3 protein-coding genes are annotated in these 18,498 nt (G+C 67.0%); all 3 read right to left on the bottom strand.

The features are described from left to right. Positions 1-2: 2 nt before the first annotated feature. From ACO550_RS07590 to ACO550_RS07580, 3 genes are read right to left on the bottom strand one after another with little or no spacing between them, the layout of a single operon-like run. On the bottom strand, positions 3-6,044 hold the full coding sequence (locus ACO550_RS07590; RefSeq protein WP_315591460.1) for a non-ribosomal peptide synthetase: 6,042 nt from the start codon (positions 6,042-6,044) through the stop codon (positions 3-5). Positions 6,045-6,080: 36 nt separating this feature from the next. After that, positions 6,081-9,047, bottom strand: coding sequence for an amino acid adenylation domain-containing protein (locus ACO550_RS07585; protein ID WP_315591461.1), 2,967 nt, complete (start codon positions 9,045-9,047; stop codon positions 6,081-6,083). Next, on the bottom strand, positions 9,040-18,435 hold the full coding sequence (locus ACO550_RS07580) for a non-ribosomal peptide synthetase (protein WP_315591462.1): 9,396 nt from the start codon (positions 18,433-18,435) through the stop codon (positions 9,040-9,042). The genes ACO550_RS07585 and ACO550_RS07580 overlap by 8 nt, the downstream gene beginning before the upstream one ends. Positions 18,436-18,498: the final 63 nt, after the last annotated feature.

The raw sequence follows: 18,498 nt of genomic DNA, 5'->3' as shown, positions 1-18,498 counted from the left end.
GTTCATGCGGCGCGTGTCAGGTATGGCCCGTCCGCCGCCGCGGCGCGCGCGGCCAACGTGCCCACCTGCAGCTCATCGGCGGCCGGCAAGGCGTCCAGCACCTGCATGCAGTAGCCGGCGGCAGCGGCGGCCGTGGCGTCGTCCAGCGCGGCCGTGTCGTACTCGACGCGCACGGTCAGCGTCTCGCGCGGAATCACGATCACGGTAACCGGGTAGCTCATCTGTCCCCGGTTGTCGACATCGCTGAAGCGCAGCCGGCCGCGCTCGGTCTCCCGCAGCGTGCTGTCCACCGGATAGTTCTCGAAAATCAGCATCGAATCGAACGGCGCGGCGTTGTCATCGATGGCCCAGCTCTGCAACCACGCCGGTGGCGCATGCTCGAATTCGCGCAATGCCAGGTTGTCCGCCTGCAGCGCGCGCAACCAGTCGGCCACCAACTGGCCGGCATCAACGGTCTGGATCAGCGGCAACGTACTGACCAGCAGGCCGATTACGCGCTCGATCTCGGGCAGATCGGCCGAACGCCCCGATCCCACCACCCCGAAGGCCAGCGTATCGTGCCCGGTCAGGCGGCGTAGCGTAAGCGCCCACGCCGCCTGCACCAAGGTGTTCAGCGTCACCTGCGCGCGGTTGGCAAAGCCGGCAAGCGCGCGCAATGCCGGGGCTTCCACCACGCGCTCGACGGCCTTCATCACCTGTCCGCGCGCAACTGCCGCGGTGGTGCGCGTGAGTCGTGTCGGTGCGGTAGCAAATGGCGCCAGGCGCGCCCGCCACATCGCCTCGGCATCACGATTGGCGTCGGCCTGCCGTAGCAGCCAGCCGGCATGCGTGCGTGGTGGCACCGCGGCATCGCCGGGCACTTCGCCATCGTAGCCGCGCAGCACTTCACCGAGCAGGCGCGACATGCTCCATCCGTCCATCATCAGGTGGTGCCAGGTCCAGGCGAAACGCCACGTGTCATCGCCCACGCGTGCCAGGGTAAGCCGCATCAACGGTGCTTGCTGCATGGCGAATCCGGCCCGGAACTCGGCGTCGCACAACACCTGCCAGCGGGCATCGTCCGGCGCCGACACCGGCACCTCGCGACCTGGCTCGTCACGCCAGTCAAGCCGGTGCACCGGCAGCGTCGCCGTGCGAGGCGCCACCAGCAACGGCTCGGGGCGCGCCCCGGTCTCGACCCACGCTACCCGCGCGCGCAACATCGGATAACGCGTCACCGCCGCCTGCCAGGCATTGACCATGCGCTCCGCATCGAGCCCGTCCATGGTTGCCACCACCTGTACGGCGTAGGCCGGAGAGAGCGGATGGCGCCTGCCATGCAGGATCATGCCGCGCTGCATCGGCGTGGGCCGCCAGATATCGTCGATGTCGTCGGCTTCGAACGCCAGCGTGTCAAGCTGTGCCTGCGTCAGCGCGCTGGCCGGCACATCCGATGGCGTCAACCTGCCGCTCGATCGACCCTCGCAATGGTCAACCACCTCGCGCAGCGCCGCGCCAATCGCATCCATCAAGGCAGCGATCGTGGTTGCGCGATACCGCGCACCGCTGTACTGGCACCGGAAGCGCAGGCACCCTGCCTGCACGCTGCCGTTGAACACCAGCCATGCCGGTAGCGGCGTGCGCGCATCGATGCCCGAACCGGTGTCCTCGGCGGCCATTTGCCACGGCCCTTCGGTGGTCGCGCCATCGAACTGGCCCAGGTAGTTGAACAGGATCCTCGGCTGGCAATCGGGGAGCGCAATATCGGCCCCACCATGGCGCAGCACGCCATATCCGATGCCGTGCCGTGGCATGGTGCGCAGCGCCTCCTTGACGCCGACGATGTGATTGCCAGGATCGGCATCGGCGCACAGCCGGACCGGCGCGACACTGGTGAACCAGCCCACCGTGCGACTCACGTCCAGTGTGCTGCCGATCGCATCGGCTTCGCGTCCATGCCCTTCCAGGTGCATGCAAATCTCGCGCGCTCCCGCGAACGCGCTCAAGGCCCGGCTGAATCCCGCCAGCAGCAGATCATTGACCGTGGTGCGGTAGACACCGTGGGCCGACTTGAGCAACCTGGCCGTGGTAGCGGTATCGAGCGCCAGCGTGGCGACCTGCTGCGTGGACTGGACGGCCTCGGCATCGCCGATATCGAAGTCCGCCGGCAGGCGCGTTTCCAGCGCCGTTGCGGTGCGCCAGTGGTCAGCCTCCGCCGCGCATGCCGCCACGCCCTGCCGCGCCAGGATGCGCTGCCATGAGCCATAGCGCGCCGCCGCGGGCGGCCACTGCGGCGCGCCACCTGCCGCACGGGCCGCATAGGCGCGCTGCAGGTCTTCAAGCACGATGCGCCATGACACCCCATCGATCACGAGGTGATGGCATACCAGGAACAGACGTTCGCTGCCGTCGGCCACCCGAAGATGCACGGCGCGCATCAACGGACCGTTGACGATGTCCAGCTCGCCCTGCGCCGCATCGCAAGCTGCCGTCACGGCAGCGGCGTCGTCGGCCGTCCCGCAGGTCAATGGAACTTCGCCGTGGGCGTGCGCGTGCTGGCGCCACCCCTGCGGCGTTTGCGCAAAGCGGTAGCGCAGCACCGGATGCTGGACGAGCAGGTCAGCCAGCGCCGTACTCAGCGCTTCGACATTGACCGCCGTGCTGCTACGTAGCAGCACCGACTGGTTGAAACGGTTACGATCCGGCATCGGCTGCGCGAAGAACGTAGCCTGGATCGGTGTCAGCCCGAACGGCGTGTCCTCGTCCGCCGGCGCATCGTCACCTGCGTCCTCGACGATCTCCACCGCGACCGCCGCCAGCGCCGCCACGGTCTGATGCTCGAATACCTGGCGCGGGGTCAGGCGCCAGCCGCGCTGCCGCGCACGGGCCACGATCTGCAGGCTCAGGATCGAGTCGCCACCCAGCGTAAAGAAGTTGTCGTGCAGGCCGACCTGCGCGATCCCGAGCACGTCTTGCCAGACTGCCGCCAGCACACGTTGTGCGGCGGTTTCGGCCGCCACGTAGGCGGTGTTTGCACTCCACTGCGGCGCAGGTAGCGCGCGCCGGTCGAGCTTGCCGTTTGGCGTCACCGGCAAGCGTTCGACGCACACGAACGCCGACGGCACCATATAGTCCGGCAGCGCGTCGGCCACCGCCGCACGTACGCGGTCGATATCGAGCGCGTCGTCGGCACCCACGTAAGCCACCAGCCGCTGCCCCGATGGCGTATCGTGCGGCAGCACCGCTGCCTGCCGCACGCCGGGAAGCGCCAGCAGATGGGCTTCGATTTCGCCAAGCTCGATACGGTAGCCGCGGATCTTGACCTGATGGTCACGCCGCCCCAGGTACTCGATGCAGCCATCGGCCCGCCAGCGCACGAGGTCCCCGGTACGGTACAGGCGTGCGCCCGGCGCGCCGAACGGGTCCGGGATAAAGCGATCGGCGGTCAGGCCAGGCTGGCCCAGATATCCGCGCGCCACACCCGCGCCGCCAAGATGAAGTTCACCGGGCACGCCCACCGGCACCGGTTCGAGGTTGTCGTCAAGCACATGCGCGCTGCGCTCGCCAACCGGGCGACCGATCGGTGCGTACGCCCCGGCAATCTGCGCTTCGGCCGTAGCGGCGGGTGCCTTCCAGACCAGCGGCGTCACCACCGTTTCGGTCGGACCATAGCCGTTGATCACATGCTGCGGCCGTAGCGCGGCAACCAGGTTGGCCACGCCGGCACGCGGCATGGCCTCACCGCCGAACGAGTAAAGCCACAGCGGCGGTGGATTGCCAGCCTGCTCGCCCCAGGCGGCCAGTTGATGCAGATACTTCGGCGGAAAGCCCGCATGCGTGACGGCGTGGCGCTGCAATGCGGTGTAGGTTTGCTCCACACTCCAAAGCGCGTCGTCGCGCAACACGATGCTGGCACCCGAGGTGAGCGGCACCATCCAGCGTTCATGGGCCCCATCGAAGCTGAACGACAGGAAATGCAGCTCGCGGCTGGCCGGCGTGATGTCGTAGCATTCAGCCGTCGACACACAATGCATGGCCAGCGGCCCGTGCGCCACGCCCACGCCCTTGGGCTTGCCGGTCGAGCCCGACGTGTAGATCACGTAGGCCAGTTGCTCCGCATGGATGGTGACCTCAGGATCGCCGCTGGCGTAGCTGTCAGCGTCATCATCCACGCACAGTACCGGCACATCCACCATGACCGGCAGGCCGTCGCGCAACGCGCGCTCGGTCAGCAGCAGGTTCAGCCGCGCATCGGCCTGCATGTCGCGCAGGCGCTGCGCCGGATAGCTGGCATCGAGCGGCACGAATGCTGCCCCTGCCTTCAACACGGCCAGCAACGTCGCAATCATGCGCGGTGAACGCGACAGCGCCACCCCGACCCGCGCCTCCGCGCCAATACCAAGCCCCAGCAGCCGATGCGCAAGCTGGTTTGCCTCGCGATTCAGTTCACCGTAGGTGACATGGCTGTCCCCGAAGACGACTGCCACGGCATCGGGCGATTGACGCGCATGGCGCGCTACGGACAGGTGAACCGGTTCGAATGGTGGCGTTTGGTAGCCTGAGAGACTCCAGGCGGTCAGCTGCGCGCGTTCGTCATCGTCAAGCAACGATACGTGAGCGGCCGTAGTATCCGGGGATTTTGCGACCACAGATAGCAGACGACAATAGTGGCGGCCCATGCGGGCGATCGTCGCGGCATCGAATACTGCGGTGGCATACGCAATGCGCACGATGGCATTGCCGTCAGGCATTTCGGAGGTGGCCAGACTCAGCTCGAACTTGGCTGACGTCACCGGTATTTCGAACGGTGTGACATGTAGCCCGGCGAGTGCCACCTGAGCACTCGCACCATCCACGCGATGGTCGAACGTGACGCTGAACAGCGGCGCCTGCGACAGGCTGCGCTCCGGCTGCAGTGCCTCCACCAGCAAGTCGAACGGCAGCGCCTGCCGCTCGTGGTCAGCCGCTGCCTGATCGCGCACACGGTCGAGCAATGCTGCGAACGATTCACGCGGCATCAGCTCGATGCGCGTCACCTGGGTATTGACGAAACAGCCGATCAGCGGCTCGGTCTCGCTACGCTGCCGGTTGGCAACCGGCACGCCGATACGAATGTCGGGCTGCCCCGTATAGCGATACAACAGCACTGCGTACGCAGCCAGCATCACCATGTTCAGCGTAGCGCCATGTCCCAGGGCCAGCTCGCGCAACCGCGTGACGACCGCTGCCGGCAGTTCGAACGCCTGTTCCGCGCCGCACAGGTCAGGACGCGCCTGCCGCGGCCGGTCGAGCGGCAAATCCAGCGCAGCCTGCGTGGCCTGTTCGTCGCCGAGTCGCTGGCGCCAGTACGCGGTCTGCCGCTGCGCCTCACCGGCCTCCATCCAGTTACGCTGCCAGACGGCATAGTCGGCATACTGGATTACCGGCGCGGGGCGCGGGTCATGTCCCGCATAGGCCTCGGCCAGTTCCCGCACGATCAACGGTATCGAGGCGCCATCGGCCACGATATGGTGCAGCACCACCACCATCACATGCGCCTGTTCGGCCAGCCGGACCAGCGCCACGCGCCACAACGGTCCTTGCGCGAGGTCGAACGGCTCCCCGCATAGCCGTGCGACTTCCTGCCCTACCCAATCGTCAATGCTGCCCGCCGCGTTGTCGGGCGGCACCGACACGGTAAAGGCTGGCGGCAACGTCTGGTGGATCGTCTGCCAGGGCTTGCCATCCTCGTCGATGGCAATGGTCGTACGCAATACCTCGTGCCGGGCAGCAATCGTATCGAAGGCCCGCCGCAATGCATCGATGTCAAGCGGCCCGTCGAGTCGCAATGCACCGGGCATATGGTAGGCGCTGCTACCCGGTTCCAGTTGCTGGAGGAACCAGAGTCGTTGCTGCGCATATGACAACGGCAGAGCCGCCGTACGTGCTGCCGGCACAATGGGCAATGATGCAAAAGCCACGCCTTTCTCCTGGAGACTGTCCAGGAAGGCGGCCCGCTGCGCGGGTGCCAGCGTGGCAAAGCGCGCGGCAATCTGCGCGCGGGCGGAGTTCAAGGCGTCGGTCATGGGGGCGATGGACGATTCGGTCGAAAGGGCATGCACTCAGGCCGGTAGTGCGGCCGGTGTTGCGGCTGGCAATGCGGCCGATGAAGCCGCCAGCGATGCCACGGCCAGGCTATCGAGATCAGCCGCACCGTGCGCGCGCAAGGCCGCGGCCAATGCGCGAGGCGTGGGATGGTCGAACACCAGGCCGGGCGCAATATCGAGCTGCAAGCGGCGGCGCAAGCGCGCCACGAGCTTGATCACCAGCAACGAATGGCCGCCGAGCGCGAAGAAATCCGCATCGGGCGCCGCCTCGGTATCGCCAAGCAATTCCGTCATCAGCGAACTGACCAGTGCCTCGACCGCATCGGCCGCTTCGGCCCGTACCGACGCCGATGCCGGGGCTGCAGGCACCGGCATGCTCTTGAGCAAGGCACGATCGATCTTGCCATTCGGCAAACGTGGCAGTTCCGGCAACGCGACGATATTTGCCGGCACCATCGCATCCGGCAACGCCGCAGACAGCGCCTGACGCAACGCCGCCACATCAAGCGACGCGGGCGATACAAAGGCCAGCAACGAGGTCTCGCCATTCGACGCCGCATCGGCAACAACTGCCGCCTGTGCAACACCGAACTCGGCCAGCAGCGCAGTCTCGACCTCGGCGGGCTCGACCCGGATGCCACGAATCTTGACCTGCTGGTCGGCACGACCAATCAGTTGCAGGCCACCAGGGGTCACGCGTGCCACGTCTCCGGTGCGATACAGCCGTTCTCCCGGTGCGTCGGGATCTGCGACGAATGCCGCAGCATCGAGGTCGGAGCGGTTCAGATACCCGTGTGCCAGTTGCGGACCGCCAACAAACAGTTGACCCGCCGCGCCCGGCGGCACCGGTCGCAGGCGTGCATCGAGCAGGCGGATGCGCGACGCGCCAAGCGCGCGCGTAAGCGGCACCGCACCCGCCGTGTCGTCGATCGCATGCACCAGCACCCCAACGGTCGTCTCCGTCGGACCATAGTGATTGAAGATCCGGCACGCCGGCGCGTGCTGACGCAACTGTGCGACCAGCGAACGGGGCAATACCTCGCCACCAAGCACCACCGTTGCAGGTACCGCCGGCGTTTCCGTTTCAAGCAGCGCTGCCAGATGCGACGGCACGATCTTGATCACGTCGACCTTCTGCTCGCGCATCAGGTGCGCAAATGCATCGGGATGCGCCATGTCCGCTTCGCTGGCCACGACCAGGCAAGCGCCCTTCCAAAGTGCGCCAAACAGCGTGGTATTGCCCAGGTCGGCCGCCACCGAAGACGTCAACGCAAAGCGCTGGCAACCATGGAAACCCAGTGCCGCGCACACCGCGGCGGTGTAGTGGCTGACCTGCGCATGACCAATGACCACGCCCTTCGGCTCGCCGGTCGATCCCGATGTAAACAACACATATGCCGCCTCGGCCGGACCCGGCACCGCGAACGTACCCGTCTGCGCTACCGGCTTCCTGAGCAATGCTCCGGCGTCCAGTACCGGCACACCATGTGCCGCAACAGATTCGCCGTCGGCAACCAGCAGTACCGGCGCCGCCTGTGCCAGCACCCGCTGGCGCCGTTGCGCAGGCCACGCGGGATCCAGGGGGACATAGGCCGCGCCAGCCGCCCACACCGACAGCAGCGCCACCACCAGCGCGCCGCTACGCGGCATCGACAGCGCCACGCGCGACCCGGGCACCACGCCCTGCGCGCGCAGCAGCGCTGCCGCGCCAGCAATCTGCTGCTGCAGGGACACGTAATCGAGTACTACGTCCCCCGCATGCAAGGCCGGTGCCTGCGGCGTCTGCATCGCGTATCGCGCGATGCGGGCCAGGATCGAATCACCAGCATCGGCTGGCGCCGCTTCGCGCCATTCCTGCGGCACGCGCAGCGTGTCGTCGAGTGGCCATGCAAGGGCCTCGACCGTTTCCGCGTTGTCCAGCGCCTGCGGCAACGTGCGCAACAGCGCAGCAAGGTGGGCCAGCAGCCATTGCGACACACGCGGGTGCAGCACGTTCGCTTCGGCATGGATCGCGAGCACAGCTACACCGTCGGCGTCGCATTGCATTTCGCAGACCACGTCGAACGCTGGCCACGCCGCGCTTTCAGTCGCCACTCCGGCCCCCGCCACAGGGGTAGCCGTACAGGCGATGCGTGGTCGCGTCCCTTGTTCGGCCCATCCGGCCGGCAAGGTCCAGGCTTCCTGCCATGCGGCATGCTCGCCCAGCATGGCCAGATGCCGTTCCCATTGCGCGAGCAGCGATCCCTCGGCGCTCCAATCGATAGCGACCGGCAGCGCTTTCTCGAACACGCCGATGGCATCGGCCATCACATCGTAGTCGCGCCGGCAATCATGCAACCAGACACCCGAGAAGGTCTGCTGACCGAACACACGTGCCAGCACGGACCACCACGCTGCCTGCACCACGCGCTCGGCGCTGGTTTGCCAGCGGTTGGCCAACGCTGTCACACCCTGTCGATGCACGGCATGCAACGCGTGCCGTACCGTATGACGATCGCCACTGCCAGCCAGCGCATCGGGCACGCGCAGTGGTGCTGGCAGTGGCGCGTATTGCCGCTGCCAGTACTGTTGCCCCGCCGCACCGGTGCCATCTTCGCCCAAGCTGGCGTCCTGCTGCCATGCGGCGTACTGCGCGTATTGCAGGGGCGCGTCTTCAGAATCATTGGCACCTGTACCGACGTGCAGCCCGCGCAAACCCTCGCGCAGCATCGCCGCAGCCATCAGCAGGCTCGTGCGGTCGATCAGCACGGCATCGGCGGTCAGCATCACCGCCTTGCCATCGTCGATGACGGCTGCATCGCTTGCAGCCGCAAGCAGTGCATCGCTGCGCGAGCGGACTGCTTCCAGCGCTTGGTGCACGGTGGCTACGTCAATCGCCATGTCCAGCTCGATGCGGACGGCATGACGCGCTTGCGCGTTCAATAGTGCCCGCGCGGCCTGCTGCTCGGGCGTTGCTACCCAGTTCATGGCGGCGTCACGCATTGGCATTCTCCGAAGCCTGCGCCACCTGGGTGGCAGCCAGTTGCTGGCGATCGAACATGTCGCCCATTGCCACCACTATCTTGCGTGGCCCTTCATACGGGTCGCGTGCATGGGCGGCAAGCATGTTGTCGAGCATCACCACGTCCCCACGCAGCCATTCGAAACGCACTGCGCAGGCTTCATACAGTTCGCCGACCAGTGCCATGGCATCATCCGGAATCGGGGTGCCGTCGCCAAACATCACATGCCGCGGCATACGCTCCAGGCCCACCATGTCGAGCAGGTCTTCGCGCACATCCGCCTCGAGGCACGACACATGGTGCAATTGCACCTGGTTGAAGAAGCTGCGTTCGCCGGTAGCCGGATGCCGGATCACCGCCGGGCAGACCGTACGTGTCTGCAGGATGTCACCGTCGAGCCAGCGGCAGTCGATACCCGCCGCGCGGCAGCGCGCCTCGACCTCGGCGCGATCATCGGTCTTGTAGAAATCACGCCAGTCCACATCGAGCCGCGGCGTGAACGTGCGCACATACATCAGCTGCTTGCGCTCGAAGGCTTCAGCCAGGTCCGCGGGCAACCGGCGCAGCAGTTCGCGGCAATCCACGATCGGGGTAGCCCCGCCTACCGGCGAAGGCAGTTCACAGAAGAACCATTGCTTGCGCGGCCAGCGGTCCATATGCGCGCTCTCGTTGTGATAGAGGATCATCTGGCGCTCCGGATACGGCGTGGAGCGGTAGGTATTGGTGCCCCCTTCCTTCTTGGGCAAGTCACCGTAGCTGCCATACAGCCCCGGGTGAATGGCCTCGGCAAACGCCTCGAATGCCTGCGGCGTGGCGATATCGAAATTCCGGAACAGCAAACCGGCGTGCCGATGCAGCGTCTCGGTAATGAACGGCCGTGCGCGTGCCGCCCACTGTGCCGCATCCAGACCTGGCACGGCGGGCTCGATCACCAGCGGGAATGGGCGTTCTACACTGAGCGGACGCAGCACGACCTGGCTGGCGGGGTCGGGCAGCGCAGGATTGGCTGCAAGCGTAGAGGCGGCGGCGGCCGGCGCGACCGTGCGCGGCCTGGACAACGACCGAAGCTGGTCGAGCTTGGCGGCCATGCGTTGGGTAGTTTCCATGGAACGGGACTCCTGGTTCTCGGACGGAATGCGGGAAGCGCCGGCCCCTCTGGGCGCGGACGCGATAACTGCGGACACCGCTTGATCGGGGCTGGCGAGCAGTGCATCGAGCGTGGCCAGCCAGCCGGCGGCAAAGCGCTCGACCGTGGCCGTATCGAACAGGCTGGTGGCAAAGACCCATTCACCACGCAGCGGTGACACGGTGCCCGACTTCGCCACAGCCTCGGGCTCAAGGAACAACGCCATGTCGAACTTTGAGGTACGGGCCACCGGCGGCAACATCGCGGCTTCGATGCCGGGCATTGCCAACTGGCCTGCCGGCGTGTTCTGCAGCACGAACAGCGCTTGCACCAGCGGGTTGCGGCTGCGGTCGCGCGGCACGCCGACGGCTTCGACGATCCGGTCGAACGGCAGTGCTTCGTGCTCGAAAGCGTCGAGCACGGCCTTGCCGCAATCGCGCAAGTTGTCGTTGAAGCTGGCGCCGGCAATCCGGCGCGAACGCAACGGCAGCACATTGACGAAGAAGCCCAGCAGTGATTCGAGCGCGGCATCGGGACGTCCGGCGACGTCGGTGCCGATCACCAGATCGTCCATGCCGGTTGCATCGTGCAGCCAATGCTGGAACGTGGCCAGCAACACCGTAAATGGGGTCACGCCTGCGCTGCGCGCCAGCGTCTCGACGCGTGCCATGCGTGCGGCGTCGACATGCAACGCTATCGCGCCACCGTCGTGCTGCGCCACAGCGGGGCGCGGGCGATCCGCCGGCAGGTCAAGCGCACGCGGCGCGCCATCGAGCGCCTGTCGCCAGTACTGCTGCATGGTTTCGAGTCGCGCGCCCTGCATCGCTTGCCGTTGCCACGCGGCATAGTCCGCGTACTGGATCGGCAGCGGCACCATGGCCGGCACGGCCCGTGGATCACGCGCATGGGCATAGCCATGGGTGAGCTCGTTCATGAACAGGCCAATCGACCATCCATCCGAAACGAGATGATGCAGCGCTACCAGCAACACGTGTTCGCCGGGCCCCATGCGTAGCAGCGACGCGCGTATCAGCGGCGCCTGGTCGAGGGCGAACGGCTTCGCCGCGTGTTCGCGCATGGCCTGCTGCAAAGCAGCCTGCTGTGCGGACGGGGTCAGCGGACCCAGGTCGATGGTGTGCAGCGGCAAGGTCAGCTCTGGCACGATTTGCGCAACGGGCTCGCCGTCGTGATCGGCGTAAGCGGTGCGCAGCACCTCATGCCGCGCGATCACGGCGTTCAGGCTGGCCTGCAGTGCTCCGGTATCGAGATCCCCGCGCAGGCGCAGCGCGCCCGCCATATTGTAGGCACCCGATGCCTGCCCCTGTAACTGCTCGACCAGCCAGAGCCGTTGCTGCGCCAGCGATACCGCCATGGCCGGCCTGCGCGGAACCGCCACCAGTGATGGCATGGCCGTGACATGCGCGTCCGAGCCATCGAGGCGCGCCGCAAATGCGGCCAGCGTCGGGGCTTCGAACACATCGCGCAATGTGGCATGCGGATATCCACGTGTGCGCAGTCGCGCCACCACGCGCGTGGCGACCAGTGAATGACCGCCAAGCTGGAAAAAATGGCTCTCGCGACCTGCCTGCACGCCGTCGAGCAAGGCCTCCCAGACATCGGCCACATCGCGCTCGGTCGCCGTGCGCGGCGCACCACCCTGCCCCGCTGCATGGTCCTGCTGCGGCAGCGGCAGTGCCTTGCGGTCGATCTTGCCGTTGGCGTTGAGCGGCCACTGCTCGATACGAACCCACGCTGCCGGCACCATGTAGGCCGGCAGGCTGGCGGCCACGGCCCCCGGCAGTGCATCGGCGCCATCGAAGCCCGCATCGGCCGGTTGCCAGTATGCGGTCAGTACCTCGGCGCCATTTACGCGCTGCACCGTTACCAGTGCCTGGCGAACCGTGGGCTGCGCAGCCAGTACGGCCTCGATCTCGCCCAGTTCGATGCGGAAGCCGCGCAGCTTGACCTGGAAGTCCTTGCGGCCCACATATTCAAGCAGCCCGTCGGCGCGCCAGCGCCCGAGGTCACCGGTAAGGTAGCGGCGCTGCCCCGGCGCGCCCTCGGGGTCGGGCACGAATGCGGCGGCCGTACGGCGGGCATCGGCCAGATAGCCGCGTCCCACACCCACGCCGCACACCGCGATCTCGCCCACCGCCCCGGCTGGCGCCAGATTGCCGTCGGCATCGAGCACCTGAAGCCGCGCATTGGCGGTCGGGCGTCCGATCGGCACGGCAAACTCGCCGCTTCCGCTCATCGCATGCAATGGGTGGAAGGCCACGTCGTCGGCGCACTCGGCCGGTCCGTAGGCATTCATCAGCGGCACAGCGGGATAGTGCTGGAACCATGCACGCGCGGTGTTGGCGGGCAGTGCCTCGCCGGTCGGCAACACCCAGCGCAGAGCCGGCAGCGGCGTGTGCACGGCCCCGGCTTCCTGCACATCGAGCAAGGCCTGCAGCAGCGACGGCACCGGTTCGAACAGCGTAATGCCGGACGCAGCCAGCCGCGCGAGCAATGCCGGCACATCGCGTACTACGTCATCAGGCACGATATCGACGCTGGCACCGAAGATCGGCGCGGCCAGCGCCTGCCAGACCGAGATATCGAAGCAAGGCGGCGCGGTCTGCGCAATCGTGTCGTGTTCGCCGAGTCCGAGCGGCTGGACCTTGGCCAGCATGTTGTTGAGCATGCCGGCGCGCGTGACCATCGCGCCCTTGGGCGTGCCGGTCGAGCCCGATGTGAACAGCACATAGGCCAGGCCCTCTGGATGCCGAGGCGCGTCGGTGAATGACTTGCCCGCATGTGCCGCGATCAGTGCGGCGACATCCCTGCCGCCTTCCAGCGCATTGGCGTCCAGCATTGCCTGTCCGGCCGCGTCGGTCAGCACCTGTGCTGGCCGGGCCTGCGACACCACCTGGCGCCAGCGCGCTGGCGGATGTGTCACGTCGAGCGGTACCCAGGCCGCTCCTGCCCTGAGAATGCCGGCCAGCGCCGTCAGCCATTGCAGGCCACGTGGCAGCAGCACCGCCACGGTGTCGTCGGCGCGCACGCCAGTCTCGCGCAGTGCTGCCGCAAGCTCACCAGCCCCGCGCCACCATTCGCCATACGTCAGCGTGGCGCTACCACAGCGGGCCAGCACGCGTTCGGGATGCTGCGCGACCCAAGCAGCGGCGCGCGACAGATAGTCATCCTGCAACGCCTCGGTCGTTACGGTCCGGTCGTCGCTGCTACCCCAGTCGAGCAGTTGCTGCCGTCGCTCTGGGGCGAGCATCGCAACCTCACCAACGTGCGTGGCACCTTGTGACAGCGCGGCCAGCACGTTCCGGTAAGCGTCAACCCATTGGTCCAGTTGCCCCATGGCAACGCGTCCACCGTCGGCCGTGAAGCGAACCACAAAGCGCTGATCGGGCATGACCTCGATCGTCAGGCCATAGTGGGTCTGCTCGATATTGTCGTGCTGGCGTAGCGACAGGCCAGCAACCTGGCGGGCCCGGTCGTTCAGGTCGGGCAGATTCTGGAATACCAGCAGCGTGTCGAACAGATTTCCGCCAACGCCAGACTGCGCCTGGATATCGGCCAGCGCTACGTGCTCGAATTCACGCATGGCGGCACCATTGTCCTGAATCCCGCGCAGCAGTTCACCAACCGACTGCGCGCCGTGCGTACGTACGCGTAGCGGCAACGTATTGATGAATACGCCAAGCATCCGGTCCGCACCGGCCAGCCCTGCGGGTCGACCGGCCGATGTCACGCCAAACACCACGTCGGCGGTTCCAGCATGCCGCGCCAGCACGAGGCTCCAGGCGGCCTGCATCACGGTATTCAGTGTCACGCGATGCCGCGCGGCAAACGCGCGCAATGACTGGTCGAGTTCGGGGGGCACCACAAGGTCGCGCGTCAGCGGTGGCACCTTCGCTGCCGGAGCATCGGCAGCGGCATCGGCAATACCGGGCAGGTGCGTCGGGCCTTCCAGGCCGGCGAACGCCTGCTGCCAGAACTCGCGCGTGGGCGCCTGCGGTTGTTGCGCGGTCCATGCGATGTAGTCGCGGTATGGGCGACGGGGCGTAGCCGTATGCGTGGCATCGGCGTAGCGCTGCAGCGCTTCATCGAGCAACTGCACCGAGCCCCAGCCGTCCACCACCAGATGGTGACGGCTCCATACCAGCCACCAACGCGTGTCGGCAACGCGCAGCAACGCGAGCCGCATCAATGGCGGTGTAAATGGATCGAACCCTTGCGCACGGTCGGTCCGGCACCATTCCTCGAGCCGCCGCGCGGCGTCGTCAGACGGCACGGCGCGCCAGTCCTCGGTTGACACAGGCAGCGCGACGCGGCGATGCACGCATTGCAGCGCCAGGTCACTGCCGTTCACTTCCCCGGCTGGTACAAACGAAGTACGCAAGATCGGATGCGCGTCCAGCACAGCCTGCCATGCGGCACCCATGCGAACGGGGTCCAGCGGGCCATCGACGGCGAGCACCAGCTGGTTGACATAGGCGCCATCGCTACCGTCGCGCAAATGGTGGAACAGCAGGCCTTCCTGCAACGGCGACAGCGGGTAGGCATCCTCGATATCGCCACGCAGCTCGCGCAAGCGCGCGATGTCCGCTTGCTGCAACCCACCCAGCGAGAACGGCGGCAATTCAGGCTGTGGCGTCGCTTGCGCCGGCGTCTGTGCCACCAACTGCGCCACGAGATGCGCCGCCAGCCTGGCCAGCGTGGGATGCGCGAACAAGGTCTTCGGCATCAGTACGATCTTCCGCGCGCGAGCCTTGGCCACGATTTGCAGCGCCAGGATCGAGTCGCCACCGAGCGCGAAGAAATCCGCATCCCGGTCAATGGCGTCTCGGCGCAGCACTTCACACCAGATGCCATGCAGCGCGGCTTCGAGCTCGGCGCCGGGCTTCTCAGCAGGCCGCGTGGCACCAGGCACGCTGTCGAGTACGGCCGCCAGCGCCGCCGGAGTCGGATGCGCGAACAGCAGCTTCGGTGTCAACGCGAGCCCTTGCTGACGCGCACGCGCCGTCAGTTGCAGGCCCAGGATCGAATCGCCGCCGAGCGCAAAGAAGTTGGCGTCGGTACCGATGGCGGCCTCATCCTGTCCCAGTACGGTGGCCCACAATCCGCGCAGCGCCTTGACGGTCGGACTGTCCGCACTGTCGATGGACGCCGGTCGCGCCGGTTGGTCTTCGCGCAGCGAGAGCGCCTTGCGGTCGACCTTGCCATTGCGCAGCAGCGGGAATGCATCACATGACACAAAGGCCGACGGCACCATCGCAGCGGGCATGGCTTGTGTCATGGCCGCACGCAGCGCATCGACATCAGATGGACCAGCCGTAACGATATGCGCCACAAGCTGCAATCCGCCGGTCGGCGCGGTGCGGGTCACGACCACGGCGTCGCGCACTTGCGGGGCTTGCCGCAGCCATGCCTCGACCTCGCCGGGTTCCACGCGGAAGCCACGAATCTTGACCTGCGCATCGGCACGCCCCAAAAAAACCAGACGGCCGTCGTGGAGCATGCGTACGCGGTCACCGGTGCGATACAGGCGCGAGCCGTCCGCACCGAACCGATCGGAAACAAACCGTTCGGCCGTCTGCGCTGCACGATGCAGATAGCCAAGCGCCACGCCGGCGCCACCGACGTACAGCTCACCGGCCGCACCGCGCGGCAGGCGATTGCCATGGGCATCGAGCACATGCACGGTAACGCCCGGCAACGGCACGCCAACCGGGATCGAAGCGGCACCGGCCGCCGGCTCCGCTGGCGCGGCCACGCAACCTACCGTGGTTTCCGTCGGGCCATAGTGATTGAACACACGGCACGCCGCGCTTAGCGCCTGCACCGTACCGACCAGCGCTGGATCGAGTGCCTCGCCGCCAAACACGATGCAGTGGCGCGGCACGATCCGTCCTGGGTTGGCCACCGCCAGCAGTGCCTTGTAGTGCGACGGCACGATCTTCAGGCAATCGACCGGCTCGGCTTGCAGCGCTGCCGCCAGTCCTTCGGGGTCCTCGGTCAGCGCATCGTCAAGGATGCGCAAGGTGCGCCCACCTAGCAAGGCACCAAACCACGCGGTGTATCCAAGATCCGCGGTCACCGACGACAATGCGGCCAGCGTCGCCGTTTCGGGCAATGCCAGCGCATGCAGCACGCCGGCCGCGTAGTGGGCAAGATTGCCCTGGCTCACGGCAACCGCCTTTGGCGTGCCCGTGGAACCCGAGGTATAGATCAGGTAGGCCGCGTGCGCAGCGCCCACGGGCTGCGATATTGCCGTGCTGGCGTGCCCGGCTGCATCGGGGTTCAACCATGACGCCACGCCGAGCCATGCGGGACGCTCGCCCTGGCCGAGCACCACGCGCACATTGGCATCCGCACACAGTTGCGCGAGTCGCGCCACTGGCATGGCACTGTCGAGGCAAAGGAATGCGGCCCCTGCCTTCCATGCCGCAAGCATGCTGGCGGCCATGGCCGCGCCGCGTGGCATGAGCAGGCCAACGATATCGCCGTGGACCACGCCACCGTCCTGCAATGCCTGTGCAATGCCCACTGCCTTGCGATCGAGCGCTGCGTAGCTCAGCGTCCCGTCTGGCGCGACGACGGCGGTACGCTCGGGCGTGTGATGGGCGGCATGCTCGAACGCGGCCAGCGCCGTGTCGAACGTCTGCACTGCCGGCGTATGCGCGCTTGACAGCAACGCTTCGGGGAACAGGTTCAGCCCCGCCACGCGAATCTCGGGGTCCGCCGTCACCGCGTCGATCGCGGCGCGCATCGCGGTAATCAGGCGCTCGACGGTAGCGCGCGTGAAGCGGTCCACGTCATAACGCCATTGCCCGCGCCAGGTGTCGCCGGCATCCTGCCAGCGCAGGTTCATCTCGTTGGCAGCACCTCGCTGTGTCGCGATATGCTCGCGCGCCATATAGCGCTTAAGCGTCGTGCGCGGGCCAACCGGCACGAAAGTGGTCATATGGCGGAACAATGGCGCGCGCGGACCGGTGGCTTGCGCATCGCGCGTCGCGCCCATCTGTGCCATTGGATACTGCTGGTGACGCAGCGCGCCACGCATCTGGCGCGCGCAGTCGCGCACCACTGCATCAAAAGCCGGATTCGCGCTGAAGTCGGCGCGCAGTGGCACCGCATTCAACGTATAGCCGATCAGGTCGGCATACTGGGCACCGGACCGCCCGCCCGTGGGAGTGCCAATCAGGAAGGTATCGCTGCCGCTAGCCCGATACAGCACGGTCTTGTACAGCGCGAGTACCACCACGAACGGACTGACCGACAACTGCGCGGCCAGCGCTCGCAGCGCCGACGTTTGCGCTGGGGTAAGCCAGAATTCGATTTCCTCGCCACGGCACTGCGCCTCGCCCACCGGGAACAGGTCGGGCGGCAGTGCGGGCGGCGCGGGATGGTCTTCGAGCTGTGTCTCCCAATACGCGCGCAAGGTCTCGCCACGCGGACCCGCCAGCAGCCGGCGCTGCCCCACCAGCCAGTCGTGATAGCGCCCGACCTGCGACGCCATCGGCGCCGCGCCATCACGCATTGCCTCGAAGGTCGCCATGATCTGGTCGACCACAAGCTCGAAGCCCATGAAGTCGCCCGCGATATGGTGCATCGCCGCGCCCAGCCACACCCGCTGCGAGGCATCGGACTGCTGCGATACCAGCAAATGGAAGCGGCAGACATGGCCGGCCTCCACGTCGAACGGCTCATCGGCTTCACGTTCAAGCCAGGCCGCTGCTTGCGCTTCGCTCCAGTCCTCCACGCGCGTGGCGCAGACATCGGCCGCAAAGCCCGTTGGCCGTGCCATCACGATCTCGCCGTCGAGTTCGATAAAGCCGCTATGCAGCGCCTCATGACAATCCACCACGTGGCGCGCAGCGGCGAGCAGCAATTCGACGTCGGGCACGTGCCGCAACTCCATCGAGAATGCCATGTTGTAGGCGGCGCTGCCGGGATGCTGGCGATGGAACGCCAGCATCGCCAGTTGCGCGGCACCGGCCGGATGGCATGCGAAGAAGCCGGGATGCTCGGCCAACCAGGCTTGCACGACGGCATCGTGCGCGGCAACGCAGGCTTGCGCCGCGGCGAGGGTCTCGGCGCTGGCTGCGCAAGGTTCGGCAATGCGCCAGCGGCCGTCGCGCAGGCGCATGCGCAGGCCATCGGCGCGCCACGCACGCATTGCGGTGGCCAGGTCGGCCGGAGTGAACGGGACTTCGGAAACAGGGGCGACAGAGAACGACATGATCAAGGGGGGCGAAACGTCGTTACGCGGTGTGCCATACAGCCACACACCGTAGAGGCGGAG

The organism is Cupriavidus sp., assembly GCF_057315035.1.
This window is presented reverse-complemented; position numbering and strand designations above follow the sequence as displayed.

What these genes read in the sequence shown, in the direction of transcription:
- ACO550_RS07590 (WP_315591460.1), bottom strand. Translation starts at nt 6,044, where the DNA reads ATGACCGACGCCTTGAACTCCGCCCGCGCGCAGATTGCCGCGCGCTTT.
- ACO550_RS07585 (WP_315591461.1), bottom strand. Translation starts at nt 9,047, where the DNA reads ATGCGTGACGCCGCCATGAACTGGGTAGCAACGCCCGAGCAGCAGGCC.
- ACO550_RS07580 (WP_315591462.1), bottom strand. Translation starts at nt 18,435, where the DNA reads ATGTCGTTCTCTGTCGCCCCTGTTTCCGAAGTCCCGTTCACTCCGGCC.